This is a genomic window from Kitasatospora sp. NPDC088346 (assembly GCF_044740765.1).
Taxonomy (GTDB): domain Bacteria; phylum Actinomycetota; class Actinomycetes; order Streptomycetales; family Streptomycetaceae; genus Kitasatospora.
Genome location: NZ_JBIURH010000051.1, coordinates 36,794 through 50,134, shown reverse-complemented (window position 1 = coordinate 50,134; position 13,341 = coordinate 36,794). Strand labels below are relative to the sequence as shown.

Here is a 13,341-nt window from a genome sequence, read left to right as displayed (position 1 = left end):
CGAGACCGTGCTCCTGCCGAGATCGGTCTGTTCCTCGGTCTTCGCGTCCCACGGTGGATCATCCGCCGGCGCCGTCATCTGCAGGAGCAGCACTTCAACTGTCGTTCGGGTCATGGGCGTTGAGGCAGTCATTATGCGGCCTACTCCGCCACGCCGTAGGTCAAGGATGGACTACGGCATGCGATTGGCACCGCGATGACGATCAACGACCGGCAAACCACCCGGACCACCAGTGCCCGGCCTGGACGGCCTCGGCTCCGGCGCGGCGAGGCTGGCGAGGAGGTGCTCATGGGGCAGGTGGCGGCTCAGCAGGAACGATCTCCCTACATATCAGGGCGCAGCCAGACTGCCCACTGAAAGTCGGCATGGCCATGTCGATCGTGGGGGAGTGATTACCCGCCAGTAATGCAGTCGCGAATCAGTTCCCTTCTGTAGCGCCGTTTTCACGATCATGCTTGGAGGGCCAGGGCTATGCCCTCCCGGCAGCCACACCTCGCCCCGTTCCGGTCCGCCCCCGGGGGCGGTTCTCTGTGGAGGTATGCCCGATGGGCCAGAGCACTGAGCAGTACGGCGACCGGCTGTTCACCCACGACAATGCGGAGGAGAGGGCCCGGCTCGACAGCCTGGCCCTGGCCGTCTCCGGCTTCACCTATCAGGCCCTCGCCTCGCTGGACGTCCCGACGGGCCGGCGACTGCTCGACGTGGGCGGCGGCACCGGCGTGGTCGCCGAACACCTGGCCGCCATGCACCCGGGGGCGGAGACCGTGTGCGTGGACCGCTCCACCGCGCTCATGCGCGACGGAGCCGGCTATACACCGCTGGAGGCCGATGTCTGCGACCTGGCCGTGTGGGACCGGCTCGGCACGTTCGGCCTGGTTCACTCCCGCAACCTGCTGATGCACCTGCGCCAGCGTGACGTCCTGTTCGATCGGATGGTGGACGCCGTCGCCCCTGGCGGCTGGCTGGTGGTCGCCGACCTGGTCGACGCTCCCGACCTGATGCGCTCGCTCGCCTACCGTGCGGTGTTCGCCCAGTTCCGCCGCTACATGGAAGGAGAGCTCGGCACCTCCATGACCTACGGCACCGGGCACGCGCAGCGCCTGCACGATGCCGGGCTGACCAGTATCGGGGTGTCCTACAACGCGCTGGTCGTGGGGCCCGGCGAGCACGGGGCGGGGTTCATGGCGCGCTCGCTGCGGCACCTGTGGCCGGACATGGTGGCCAAGGGCTACGCCCGGGCCGGCGGCGCGGACGAGGTGATCGCCTACCTGGAGGCCGGCCGCGACTGGGACACCGCGATGGGGTTCGTGACGGCATGGGGTCGCAAGGTGTAGCGGCGGCGCGACTGAGGCCACGCGCACCGACGGCCAGGCAATTCGGCCGCGCGCTACGCCGGCAGATCCCGGGTGCACCCGTTCGGCCTCATCCCGGCAGGTACGGCGATGAGACCGAGCCACCGCCCGAGCCACCACCGCCCCCTTCGACGGAAGGGGCGAGGCAACAGCAGCAACTGACCAGGGGGCCAGCAGTGGACGTGCAAGAGGACGTCACACAGCCCGACGAATACCGGCCCGCGACGGCCGAAGCAGATGATCACCCGGCCCAGCAGTCCGGCCGCAGCATCATGGTCCAGCGGCGCGTGGAGTGGTCCGACACCGATGCCTCCGGCCACTGGCACCACGGCGCGACGCTCCGGTGGCTGGAGGCAGCGGAATGCCTGCTGCTGGAACGGCTCGGCGTCCGGCACGCGATCTACCACCGCCTCGTACGAGTCCACCAGGAATTCGACTACCACCATGTGCTCCAGCACATGGACGTCGTCGACACCCACCTGCAAGTCGAGCGCGTCAGCACGACGTCGATCACCTACCGGCTCCGCGTCACGAACCAGGACCGGTGCTGCGTATCCGGACGGATGGTCTGCGTACTCCTGGACCCCGACACACAAAAGCCGACCCCATGGCCGGACGAGCTACGTCACCACCTGGAGGCCCCGGCCGCACTGCCACCCGAAACTCTCAGCAGCAACTGGCCTCAGACCGGAGAACCGTCGAACAAGCGATCAACAAACTGAACAACTCCCCGCCGTCGCGGACACGCCCTGCGAGGCGAGCTTGAACAGGTCGGCGAGGGGCGGCCCGGCGTGCGGGCCGCCCCCATGGGCGTTGGCGCTACTGGCCGGTGAGGGAGTGTCATGAATTCATGACACTCCCCGAGGACCACCTTCAGCACCGCTGATCGGGCCACGCCTTCGCGCGACGGGGCCCACGCTGATGCTCCTATGGGCTGTCAAGTGTCAGTGTTGGGATGGGTGCTTGGGCGGCTTCTACGACGCTGCGATCGGTTGTGGCAGATCAGAGCGTCGGCGAGGGCGGCGGTGACGCGGACGGCTTGATCCGGGAGGTGCTGGGCGATCCAGTTCGCCGCCAGTTGGTAGAAGTCGGTGAGGTCGCGTTCCGCGCCGGCGAGCAGGTGGCGGAGCTCGGCCACGGACAACTCGATCACGGGGCTGTCGCTCTGCTCGTGGTCGACGGTCAGCCGGATGGTGTCGCCGACGAGCTCGGCAAGAGCAACGGGGTTGTGGCCGAACATGGCAGCGCCACTGCCGTCGGCGGCACGGCGGTGTGGCCGGCGGGCCGCTGCTTGACTCCTTCGGGTGAATCCGGGCGGTCGGCCGCATGCAGAACCGATCCGCCTGGAGAACACCCTCCACAGGCGCCCAGGCCCCAGCCGGCCCGGTCCGGGTACACCACCGCCCCGCCGTCCGAGGAACCATCGAAGGGACCCCCATGCGCACCATGCGTGTCCGCACGACGCTCGCCGCCACCACCGTGGCTCTGACCGCGGTGCTCGCCGGTACGCCGGCCCAGGCCGCCCCGGGCACCGGAACGGCCCTCGCACAGCACCGGGACAAGATCGCGTGCCCCCGCGGGTTCGTGTGCATCTACCCCGACATCGACTTCGTCGGCCAGCCCTACGTCAAGCGGGCCGTCGACGGGAGCGTGCGACACCTGCCGGACTACATCCGGGGAGCGGGAAGCTCGGTGATCAACAACAGCGGCCGCACCGCGCGGGTCTACCAGAAGGACAACTACTTCGGCCGGCATGTGTGCGTGGGACGCGACGGCGGCTCCATCAACGACCTGCGCTCCTACCAGCTCAACGACGTCACACACTCATTGAAGATCAACGACACCCTCTGCGGCGCCTAGCCAGCCCACACGGGCCCGTACGACACCGTCGTCCCGTCCCGGCCGGCCGGGACGGGACGGGATGACGGACCACGCTCGCGGCGGGGCCAGTGACGGACCACGACAACTGAAGCTGCCGCAGCGGCGCCGGCGAGGGCGGTGTTGACGGGATCGGCGGCTGGCCCGGCGACACCGCGGAGCGCGACGCCTGCGATCTGCCGGGCCTGGAGGGCCGCCTCGCAAACGCGGTCGGCGACGCCCTGGCCGTGCTGCTCAGCGACCTGCAGGTGCTCTGCTGGGTCGTCACCGTCACACCTCGGAAGCCGGGCGTGCCGGGCGTGCCGGGCGTGCCGGGACGGAGGGCGGTCGAGTCGGGTCAGACGCCGGCCTGCTCGGCGGCAGCCAGCGCGTCCAGGAGCACGGTCTGCTGGACGCTGAGCTTCCCGTCGGCGCGGGCCCCCGCCTGCTTGCGCAGCCACGCACCCGGCCGGAAGGTCGGGTCCGCCTCGCCGCCGGTGCGGTTGGCCGGGCCGTCCAGGGTTCCGCCAGCGGCAAGGTAGGCGAGCAGACGCCGGTACGACCTGTTCCAGTCCGGCTCGATCCGCCACATCGCGTCCAGAGCGGTCAGCTTCGCGTCCTGGGCAGCCGTCAGCTTGGTGTTCTTGCGCTGCCGGCCCATCCAGCCGCCGACGCCGTGGCCGTGGCCGTGGCCGTGGCCGTCGAGCTTCTCGGCGGCCGGGATCGCCAGGTGCCCGTGGAGTGCGGCCCAGGCTCGGGCGTGAGCGAAGCCGCGCTCCCAGGAATGGGCGTGCTTGTCCCAGATCATGTCCAGCTGGTCGAGCTCGTTCACGCGGGCCGCGGCGAGCAGGCCGGCGCCCTTGAGGTAGCGCTGCCGGTCCAGCCAGCTCACCAGGTCGCCGTCGACAGCCTTGTCGGAGGCGTCGAGGTGGCCGTGCCGAGCACGGAACGCGGCCGCCAGCCGGTGCATGCGCTGCCACTCGGTGGCGCGCGGGTTGAACGCCCGCAGCTTCACCGTCTGGAGGATCTGCGCGGCGTGCTTGCGGGCGTTGATCCGCAGCCACTCCACCGGCGACTCCGACGCCGGCTGCCCGACGTCACCAGCCTCACCGGAGTCCTCGCCGGCCTCCGATACCGCAGTGGTGTCCTTCTCCCCCGCCCGCTTGGTGCGCAGCTCGGTGATGCGGCCCACCACCCGCGCGTCGTGGGCGGCGAGGGCCCGCAGGACGCGCCAGATGGTGCGGAAGGAGGACGCCTCGATCTCGTCGTCGGCCTCGGCCTTCACCGCGTCCGCGGCCTCGCGCACCTCGGCCGGGTCGGTGGTGGCGCTGTCGTCGCCGACCGCGGGGGTGGGCAGGTAGACGGGGATGATGACCCAGGAGACCTTGCCCTGCCGGTAGGACTGGCGCAGCGCCCAGCCGACGGCCTGGACGACGTCGATGACGCTCGACTTCGGGTCCGCGAAGACGATCGCGTCCACGGCGGCGACGTCGATGCCCTCGTTCAGCAGGCGGCTGTTGCAGATGATGCAGCACTCCTCGCCCTCCTCGCCGGGCCGCTCGCCGGTGGACGCGGTGAAGGTGGCGAACGCCGCGCGGTCCTTCAGCTTGTCGCTGCCGGCGACCGCGAGCGCGGTCACGCGCTCGGGCCGGTCCGCGGCGGGAAGCAGCTCGGCGGTGGCGGCCATGGTCGTGGCGAACTCGCGGGCGGCGGCGACGCGGGAGTGGAAGGTGATGACCCTGCGGAGCTCCAGGTCGGCGACGGCGCGCAGCACCGCGATCTGCAAAGCGAGGCGCAGCAGTTCCTCGTTGGTGTGCTCCCAGGCTGACAGAGCAACGGGAGTGCCCGCGCCGGTGTACGAGAGCTGGATCGGCCTTGGGGACGTCGGCGAACGGCACCAACGTTCCGCCGACCTCCGCGCTCGCCCAAGCTCAGTGCCGGGCCTGCGACGGCGGTCACACGAACAGCCCTGGCGCAGGGTCATCCACCGAACATTCGCCCCGCCCCGGCCGGAGACGACACCAGCGGAAGAGGTGCGCCGGCGGGCCCAGGAACTGTCCGCCTGCGGCTCCGACACCCGATCCGGCCGCGTACATGGTGACGCCACCGACAGGCCGACACCTCCCGAAACGAGGACAGTCGAAACGTCACTCGGGGCACGCCTCGGACCCAGCCGGCAGCGTCACCACGTTCATCATCACTGTCAGAGCAGCTTGATGGCCGTGATCCACGCCTTGTTGGCGGCGACGACCCCTGCGGTGCTGCCACTCCACTGCCGGGCGGGGGCCCCGTTGTCGGTACGCCAGTCGGCGATCTCCAGCAGTGACGCCGAGTTGAGGTTGGACAGCCCGAGCTCCTTGCGAGACCCGATCTGACCCACGTACAGCCAGCCCTGGTTCCAGCCCTCGGTGCACTCCCACTGGCGGGCGGGCGCGCCGTCGTCCCTGCGCCAGTCGGCGATCTCCAGGCACTAGCAGGCCCGCTGGAGCCACTGGTCGGGGTCAGGGTGCGCGGCCCGGGCCTGCGCGGCGATCTGGTCGCACCACCAGGCGACGGTGGCCCGGGCGTCGCCTGGCTCGGGGACCGGCATGACGAAGTCGGGATGCAGCTCCACCTCGGCCGAGTCGGCGGCCTCGGTGGTGTCGGTGGTGTCGGTGCCGTTGGTGGGGGTCGGTGGGGGTGATCGTGTCGGGCGCCGGGGGATCGTAGACGGCCCCGCCGACAATCGGCTGAGCGGCTCGCGGAGACTCTCCAAAGGTGGAGACGGTGGGTGGGGCCCTCGGGCAGGATGAGCGCATGGATCAGGGGGTGGCGGCCGTCGTGGCCGCAGCAGTGGCGGGCATCGTGGCCGTGACCGGCAGCTTCGTCGGCGTGTGGGTCGGGCGTCGGCAGGTGCAGGACCAGGCGAAGGTCGAACACGGGCAGTGGCTCCGTGGGCAGCGTCAGGAGGCGTTCGTCGACTTCCTCGCCGTCTGGGACGCGACGGTAGGCCAGCTGGCGGGGCGGATGCTGAACCTGTACGAGATCGAGCAGCTCGACAACGAGGACGGGTGGGACGCGGCCGGGGAGCTGAACGCCGAGGAGCTGCACCACGAGCGGCTTCCGGTCGCTCGGGCCGGCGAGCGTGTGGTCATGCTCGGTCCTGAGTCGGTGGCCGTCGCGGCGGCCGGGATGCTGGACGCCATCGACGCTCTCGCCGCAGGTGTGGGGGCCCAGTTCCGCGACCCCAGCGGACGCCCCGGACACGGGACGACCGACGGGTATCACCTGGCGAGCAACTCCGTTGCGGCCCGCCGGAAGGAGTTCGTAGAGCTGGCTGCCACCTTGCTCCAGACCGCCCCGGACGCGAAGTCGCGCTAGTTCTTCTCCCCGGCCGGTGGACGGAGCGGGCGGCGTGGCGTTCGGCTGGCGCCGCGGCGCCGGCCCCAATGGCCCGGACGAGCCGATGGGCTCCTACACCACCCCGACTTCACGAGTCGGCCCACACCGTGTGGGCGGCCCGGCGCTCGGCCTCCTCCAGCCGGCGCGACTCGGGGATGGATCACGGGCCGGGCCTGCCCGGGTTGAGGCGCAGCTCACCCGGGAGGCTTCATGAGTAGATCATCGACATATGATGATAATGGGCCTATGCTCGATGCATGACAGACCGTCAAGTGCAGGAGCCGACCCGGCTCGTACTCACCGCGCTGGCCGATGCCCCGCGGCACGGCTACGCGATCATCCAGGAGGTGCTGGCCATCTCCGAGGGCCGCACCCGGCTGCGGACCGGCACCCTCTACACCGCGCTCGACCGACTGCTCCAGCAGGGGCTGGTCCGGATCGACGGCGAGGAGGTGGTCGGCGGCCGCCTGCGCCGCACTTTCGCCCTCACCGAGCAGGGCAAGGACCTACTGACCGAGGAGACCAGGCGGCTGCGGCTCGCCGTCCTGGAGGCCGAACGGCGCCTGGGCGCCGCTCGGCTGCGCCCGAGCGGAGCGAACGCGTGAACGAGCAGCACATCCTGGAGCAGCGCACCCCGCAGGCCGGCCGGCTGCTGATCGGCCTCTACCCGGCCCGCTACCGCGACCTGCACAGCGAGGACATCGCCGCCACCTTCGCCGAGGCCACCGAAGGCCTGAACGGCCGCGCGCTGCTGCGCGAACACCTCGACCTCGCCTCCCACGCCCTGCGCCTACGGCTGCGGATAGCCTCCACCGACCCGGCCGGCCGGATGCTGGCGGGGACGGCCCCGGTCGCGCTCGCCCTCGCGGCGGGGGAGTGCCTCTCGGGGCTGCTCCCGTCCCTGACCGCGCTCGCCACCACCTCCCCGCAAGCCCGTCCTCGCCTGTTCGCCGTCGAGGTCGTCCTGGTCGCGCTGGTCTTCATCCCCTGGATCGTGGCGCTACTCCTCACGGCCACGGGTCGCTGGCGCCGGGCCCGCCCGGTGGCCGTGCTCGCGGCCCTGATCGACCTCGGCGTGGCACTGGTGGTCCTCGGCGCGTACGACCGGGCCCCGGGCGCACTGCTCCGGGCCTGCGCGCTGGCCGCCCTGGTGCTGCTCGCCCCGCCCGACCTGGTGGACACCGGCCGTCGGGGGCGCTGGGAGGCGGTCGCGGTCGCCCTCGCCACCGGGGTGCCGCTCGCGGTGCTGATGGATTCCCGGGTGACCCTGCTCGGATGGAGCTGGTACGAGGTGCCCGCGATGGTCGGCTTCTGGGCGCTGCTGGTCGTCTCGCTGCTGCTGCTGGTGCACCTCTCGGCCCGGCGGCCCGACCGGCTCCGCGCCTTGGGCATCGCGCTCGGGCCGGCGCCCTGGCTGCTGGAGTACGGAATTGGCGCGACACACTGGGTGGTGGCGTACTTCGTGGTCCTGATCGGCGGCGCGGTCGCCGTCGGCGGGGTGGTGCACCTGGTCCGCCGGATGCTGGGAGCCGAACCGGCCTGAGCCGCAGGCCCCCGAACGGTGGCGGCCGCCCGCCGGCCATCGGGGCCGGGCCACCGTCACCCAAGGACGGCAGCACCGTGGCGCGTCCGCGCCGGTCCACCCGAATCCGAACGCCCGGTGGCGCTCGGCGCGGACGCGCCACCGTGCTGTCCACCGAGCACCGCTGCGGCGGATCAGACAGGTTCGACGGCCAGGGCCGCCAGGCCGTGCAGAAGCCGGCCCTGCACCCGGGCCTCATCCAGTACGTCGCGGAACACCACCTTCCTGCGCGCCGCGCTCTCATCCGGATCGATGACCGGCAGTGTCGCCGGGGCCGCATCACGACGACCACCCCGCCGCGGCCCTCGGCCGCCGACAGCCACCCGGGCGACAGAGCCGCCGGCACGGCCGGCTCCCACGGCCGGCGACCCCCGACCAGAGTCAACCGCACCAAAGCACCGCCGCGGACGTGGACGGCAGCCGTCGTGGCCGGCGGCTCCCCCGCGGCCACCACGAACCCGCTGTCCACCGCGTCCCCCGCCAACTGCTCGTACAGCGGCGGGCCGACCTCCAGCAGCGCCTCCGCGAACGGCCGCCCGAAGGTGGCCTCACGCACCACGAACACCCACCGCACCGGCGCCGGCACCCCACGCCCACCCTTCGGATCGCTCACACCGGGCCCAACGACCGCCACGCCGACCGCGTACCGGCCACCCTGCCGCGGCGACCCGGCGCAGCGATGTCCGGCCGGGCGTGCGCCTGACCTGGGTCCGGTACGACTTCTCCCCCGCACGGGCGACCCCGCCGCCTGACGGGTTATCAAGATCACCCTTCGGCAGGTAGGAAGGTCCACGACAAGTCGCTGACGAACCAGGAGCGCCACCGTGCGGACCACCGCCATCGCCCGGGCAACCATCACCACCGCCGCAGCCCTGCTGCTCACCACCGCGGCCGCCGTACCCGCGAACGCCGCCGCCCTGCCCGCCGCCGGCACCGGCGCGCACCGGGAGGCCGGACAGAGCGTCACCCTGTCCCTGAACGAGGCGATCGACCGGCTCACCGTCGCCGACGAGGACCGCACCGGCTACGTCCGCACGGCCTTCAAGCACTGGGTCGACGCCGACAAGGACGGCTGCGACGCCCGCAAGGAGGTCATCAAGGCCGAGGCCCTCGAAGCACCGGCGCAGGGGCCGCGGTGCGCGCTGACCGGCGGGGTGTGGCTGTCGCTGTACGACGACGTGGTGGTCACCGACGCCGGCCGCCTGGACGTCGACCACCTCGTGCCCCTCGCCGAGGCCTGGGACTCCGGCGCCTCCGCCTGGACCGCCGCCGAGCGCCAGACCTACGCCAACGACCTGAATGAGCCTCGCGCGCTGATCGCCGTCACCGCCGCCTCCAACCGCTCCAAGGCCGACAAGGACCCCGCCCAGTGGCTCCCGCCGGCGGCCGCCTACCGCTGCACCTACCTGAACGACTGGGTCGCCATCAAGACCCGCTGGAACCTCACCATCGACACCACCGAGCACCAGTCGCTCACCGACATCGCAGCCGGCTGCCCCGACGAGGACATCACCGTGACCCTCGCCCGCTGACCTTCTTGGTTCCGATGGGGAGCGTGAGCGAGAAGTAGGGCGCAGGCCCGGTGGCTCCGCATCAGGGGAATGGACAGGGCGGCCGCCTGGGGCGGCCGCCCTTCGTGTGAGACCGGTCCGAGGACCGTCGTCTCGGGCCGACAGCGTCTGCACCGCTGGCCGGCCGGTGGCCCAGTTCGAGGTTCGTTGAAGGGGAACGGGCATTTCCACCTTGCCGCGCCCTGGCCGACGCGAGTGGGTTCCAGCCGTCGGACAGTGTGCATCATCGGCTTGCCCAGTGCGGATACGGGGCTCTGACCTTTGATTTTTCCCGCGACTGGGTGGGAAGACGCGGCGTGTGGGTTCGGACGGATTCGCAACAACTTGAAGCACACTGTCCCCGCGCGCAAAGTCCGGACGCACGTACCCCTCACCTACCAACACGGTGCGCACATGGTCGCTCACCTGCAGTGTCTCTTGGCTGCATGTCGGCAGTTGTCTCACCGGGCCCGACCCTTGAGGAGGTCGTGGTCATCAGCGGCGACGAGATGCTCAACACTTAAGCAGTGGAGATGAGTTCGGCGCGGCTGCACCCGCCCGGCTCGACGTTGACCGACCCTCTGTTGAAGGGGAACCATGCACAACCCGACGTCCACCGTCCCCACCAGCACCTTGCTGGACATGCGCACCGGACTACCGCTCGACGTGATCGTCATGCCGCGAAGTACGGCCTACCCGTCAGGGATCGGTCGTCTGCTCGCCACGCTGCCGACGCAGCGCCACCGCCGATAGGCGGGCGGCACGGTGGGAAGGCCGAGGAAGGACATTCCGGAAGGCTCCCCGGTCGGGGACCTGGCCGGCTTCCTGCGGAAGCTGAAGCAACGAGCCGGTCTGACGCATCGACAGATGTCCGAGCACGGGGCCGCGCAGGGACGCTCGCATTCGACCTGGGCGCGCGCCGACTCCGGCAACGGGTGTCCGCGCCTGGACACGGTCGAGGCGTACGTGCGGGTGTGCGGCGGTTGCGAGTCGGAGCTGCGCGAGGCCCGGCGGTTGTGGCGGGAGGCCAACAGGGGAAGCCAGAGCGGGCAGTGGTATGCGCCCGAGGAGCTCCGCGAGCGATCCCACCTGGGGCGGGTGATGCGGTTCCTGCGCTGCCAGATCGGGGATCCCTCGCTCCGGGAGATGCACGACTGGGCGCTGCAACGCGGGACGCCCCCGCTTCAGCGCAGCACCCTCGGTGATGCGCTGAAGGGCACCCACACTCCGACGAAGGCGGTCTTCATGGCGTTCATCCGCCTGACGGCGACGGTGCCGGGATGTCTCGCGGGAGACTATCCGCTGACTGCGTGGGCCAGCGGCGCGGACCGGGCGCTTGCCGGCGAGCGCCGGTCGGCGCGCAGAGCCGCCCTGCGGCCGCAGCGCGCCCGTCTGGCAGGTGATCGTGCGGTTCCCGTACGGGCGCGACGTCCTCCGGCGCGGCCCGTCAGGTTGCCGTGGACGCCGCCCGGGGCGGTGACGGCCTTCAAGGAGTACGTGTACTCGCTCTACCAGGACGCCGGCTACCCGCCGATGCAGGGGATCATCCGGCAACTGAAGATGGACGACAGCCTGGACGCGCTGCCGGGCCGCGCCGCCGTGACACGCTGCCTGGGGTCACCACAGCTGCCATCGAGCCAGAGCGAGGCCGAGACGATCGCCTCCGCGCTCGCCCGCCTGGCCGGGGCGGACACCGAAGCTGCCGCGCAGCGCGCCGGCGCGCTGTGGTCCGTCGCGAGTGCCACCCCGGTGCTGGGCCGTCCGATCCGCGAGATCGCTGACCCGTTCGCATTCGGCGTGCGCCCGCCGATCGTCCTGAACTCCACGGTCGTCCTGCCCGCCCTGGCCCCGTACGTGGACCGGGACCACGACACGATGCTGCGCAAAGTGGTCCGGCGAGCAGTAACCGGCCATACCTCCGCCGCCATCGTGCACGGAAGCCGGGCGAGCGGACGAGCCCGGTCATGCTGGGAGGCTCTGAATCTCGTTCCCGATGGTTGGCAGCTGTGGCAACCCTCCCGTGCCGGCGACATCGACGAGGTCCTCCACGCACTGGCCACAGCCGGACCGAGAACCGTGCTGTGGCTGAACCGAATCGGAAACCTTCTCGGCGGCGACCCCGCCGTCTCACAGCGACTGTGCTTCGAGATCAACGACCTCCTGCACAACCCGGACCGGGCCCCGGTCCTACTCCTCGCCACCCTCAGCCCACTCGCCGGGCTACTGGACCCCATCGGCGCCGACCCCCACCCCCTCGACCCGGCACGCGCCCTGATCGACACCTTCGGCATCCACGCCCCCTCCCACTTCACGGGCCACGAACGCGAAGGCCTCCACCGCCACGCCGACGCCGACCGGCGGCTCCAACTCGCCGTCGACTTCGCCGGCGAACGCGTCACCGAGTACCTCACCTCCAACCCCAGCGCCCACCCCGCCGTACGCACCCGCAGCTTCGACCACGCCATCCAAACCGGAGACACCTCCGCCCTCAACATCGGTGCCCTCTTCCTCGAAACCCAGGGCCGCATCGAAGAAGCAACCACCTGGTACCAGCAGGCGGCCGAGCAGGGCGACCACCTCTCAATGGAACTGGCCTCACACCTGCTCGGAAAATCCGGCATGTCCACCAAGGCCATCCCCTGGCTCCGCCGGAAAGCCGACCAAGGAGACGTCAACGCCGCCGTACAAGTGGCCCGTCAACTACGCCTCTCCGGCGACGAGGCCGGCGCCGCGCACTGGTACCAGCGAGCCGTGGAACTCGGCCCCGGCGACACAGACCCCCGCTCAGCCAACCTCCACCACGCCGCCGTCCACCACGCCGCCCAGCTCCTGCACCGCACCGGGCAGACCGACGAAGCCCTGGAATGGCTCGACCGCCGGGCGGAAGACGGCGACACCGAAGCACGCTGCGCCATGGCCGAACTCCTGTGGGAAACCGGCTGCACCGGCAAGGCCCTGGAATCCTTCAGCCGCGCCGCCGCCGAAGGCCACCCCAGCGCGCTCAGCATGGCCGGCGACCTCCTACGCCACGCCGACCGCCTCGACGAAGCCATCACCTACTACCACCGCGACGCCCAGGCCGGCGGCACCACCGGCCTGAGCCACATCGCCAACCTGCTCGGCCGCCTGCCCCGCGACCAAGCCCTCACCTGGTGCGAGAACACCGCCAACCAGCACGACAACCCAGACCCGCTGCGCACCCTCGCCATGCGCAAGGCCGCCCAGATCCTCGCCACCTCCGACACCGTCGAGGACGCCCTGCGGTGGGGCCAGCAAGCCGCACACCGTGGCGACGTGGAGGCGATGCGCATCGTCGCCGTCATCCACCACCGCATCCGCCGCGACCTCGACTCCGCCCTCACCTGGTACAGGCGGGCCGCCGACCACGGCAACGACGAGGCGGTGGACCACGCCCGATGGATCACCCAGCACATCCGCGACATCGAAGCCCGGCAGGAGACACCGCAAACCGACTAGAAAGCCAGACCACGCATGCCCCACAGGCATGACCCCCACCCCGGGGCCCGACCGGCTCGCCGTCCGACCTCTCCACCGCCATGGCCGACAAGGCCGACGGCCGCGCTTCCCGGCCGGTCACGGATCCGGTCGGACCACGCGC

Annotated in this window: 13 protein-coding genes; 9 read left to right on the top strand and 4 right to left on the bottom strand. The window is 71.2% G+C overall.

The window, feature by feature from the left end; genetic code table 11:
• Positions 1–545 precede the first annotated feature (545 nt).
• Together ACIOFR_RS35820 and ACIOFR_RS35815 are read left to right on the top strand one after the other, a co-directional pair.
• On the top strand, positions 546–1,334 hold the full coding sequence (locus tag ACIOFR_RS35820; protein WP_401003981.1) for a class I SAM-dependent methyltransferase: 789 nt from the start codon (positions 546–548) through the stop codon (positions 1,332–1,334).
• Positions 1,335–1,528: 194 nt separating this feature from the next.
• Positions 1,529–2,074: an acyl-CoA thioesterase gene (locus tag ACIOFR_RS35815; protein ID WP_401003979.1), complete on the top strand. Its 546-nt coding sequence runs from the start codon at positions 1,529–1,531 to the stop codon at positions 2,072–2,074.
• Positions 2,075–2,289: 215 nt separating this feature from the next.
• Here ACIOFR_RS35815 and ACIOFR_RS35810 read toward each other — a convergent pair whose 3' ends face one another.
• On the bottom strand, positions 2,290–2,592 hold the full coding sequence (locus ACIOFR_RS35810) for a hypothetical protein (RefSeq protein ID WP_401003977.1): 303 nt from the start codon (positions 2,590–2,592) through the stop codon (positions 2,290–2,292).
• 197 nt (positions 2,593–2,789) lie between these two features.
• Between ACIOFR_RS35810 and ACIOFR_RS35805 the strand changes: the two genes are divergently transcribed.
• A complete protein-coding gene (locus tag ACIOFR_RS35805; RefSeq protein ID WP_401003976.1) occupies positions 2,790–3,212 on the top strand; it encodes a peptidase inhibitor family I36 protein in 423 nt (140 codons plus the stop codon).
• 355 nt (positions 3,213–3,567) lie between these two features.
• On the opposite strand, the gene ACIOFR_RS35800 is transcribed toward ACIOFR_RS35805, so the two are convergent.
• The 3 genes from ACIOFR_RS35800 to ACIOFR_RS35790 form a co-directional block, all read right to left on the bottom strand.
• The gene (locus tag ACIOFR_RS35800) at positions 3,568–4,995 is read right to left on the bottom strand and encodes a Helicase associated domain protein (protein ID WP_401003974.1); all 1,428 of its coding nucleotides are present in this window, start codon (positions 4,993–4,995) and stop codon (positions 3,568–3,570) included.
• A 417-nt stretch (positions 4,996–5,412) separates the two neighbouring features.
• Entirely contained in the window at positions 5,413–5,670 is a 258-nt protein-coding gene (locus tag ACIOFR_RS35795; protein WP_401003983.1) for an RICIN domain-containing protein, read from the bottom strand.
• Positions 5,671–5,679: 9 nt separating this feature from the next.
• Complete coding sequence (locus ACIOFR_RS35790) at positions 5,680–5,964, bottom strand: hypothetical protein (RefSeq protein WP_401003973.1); 285 nt, start codon at positions 5,962–5,964, stop codon at positions 5,680–5,682.
• 41 nt (positions 5,965–6,005) lie between these two features.
• Between ACIOFR_RS35790 and ACIOFR_RS35785 the strand changes: the two genes are divergently transcribed.
• From ACIOFR_RS35785 to ACIOFR_RS35760, 6 genes are all read left to right on the top strand, one after another.
• Positions 6,006–6,569 carry a hypothetical protein gene (locus tag ACIOFR_RS35785; RefSeq protein WP_401003971.1) on the top strand — a complete coding sequence of 188 codons (564 nt, stop codon included), beginning with the start codon at positions 6,006–6,008 and terminating at the stop codon, positions 6,567–6,569.
• A 278-nt stretch (positions 6,570–6,847) separates the two neighbouring features.
• Positions 6,848–7,195: a PadR family transcriptional regulator gene (locus tag ACIOFR_RS35780; protein ID WP_401003969.1), complete on the top strand. Its 348-nt coding sequence runs from the start codon at positions 6,848–6,850 to the stop codon at positions 7,193–7,195.
• The gene (locus tag ACIOFR_RS35775; RefSeq protein WP_401003967.1) at positions 7,192–8,133 is read left to right on the top strand and encodes a hypothetical protein; all 942 of its coding nucleotides are present in this window, start codon (positions 7,192–7,194) and stop codon (positions 8,131–8,133) included. Before ACIOFR_RS35780 ends, ACIOFR_RS35775 begins: the two co-directional genes overlap by 4 nt.
• Before the next feature lie 863 nt (positions 8,134–8,996).
• A complete protein-coding gene (locus ACIOFR_RS35770) occupies positions 8,997–9,704 on the top strand; it encodes an HNH endonuclease family protein (protein WP_401003966.1) in 708 nt (235 codons plus the stop codon).
• 615 nt (positions 9,705–10,319) lie between these two features.
• On the top strand, positions 10,320–10,475 hold the full coding sequence (locus tag ACIOFR_RS35765) for a hypothetical protein (protein ID WP_401003964.1): 156 nt from the start codon (positions 10,320–10,322) through the stop codon (positions 10,473–10,475).
• Between the two features lie 12 nt (positions 10,476–10,487).
• Complete coding sequence (locus tag ACIOFR_RS35760; RefSeq protein ID WP_401003963.1) at positions 10,488–13,199, top strand: helix-turn-helix domain-containing protein; 2,712 nt, start codon at positions 10,488–10,490, stop codon at positions 13,197–13,199.
• Positions 13,200–13,341 lie beyond the last annotated feature (142 nt).

Bases quoted from the DNA above. Each gene is read 5' to 3' on its own strand.
- ACIOFR_RS35820 (WP_401003981.1), top strand. From the start codon at position 546: ATGGGCCAGAGCACTGAGCAGTACGGCGACCGGCTGTTCACCCACGAC.
- ACIOFR_RS35810 (WP_401003977.1), bottom strand. From the start codon at position 2,592: ATGTTCGGCCACAACCCCGTTGCTCTTGCCGAGCTCGTCGGCGACACC.
- ACIOFR_RS35805 (WP_401003976.1), top strand. From the start codon at position 2,790: ATGCGCACCATGCGTGTCCGCACGACGCTCGCCGCCACCACCGTGGCT.
- ACIOFR_RS35785 (WP_401003971.1), top strand. From the start codon at position 6,006: ATGGATCAGGGGGTGGCGGCCGTCGTGGCCGCAGCAGTGGCGGGCATC.
- ACIOFR_RS35780 (WP_401003969.1), top strand. From the start codon at position 6,848: ATGACAGACCGTCAAGTGCAGGAGCCGACCCGGCTCGTACTCACCGCG.
- ACIOFR_RS35765 (WP_401003964.1), top strand. From the start codon at position 10,320: ATGCACAACCCGACGTCCACCGTCCCCACCAGCACCTTGCTGGACATG.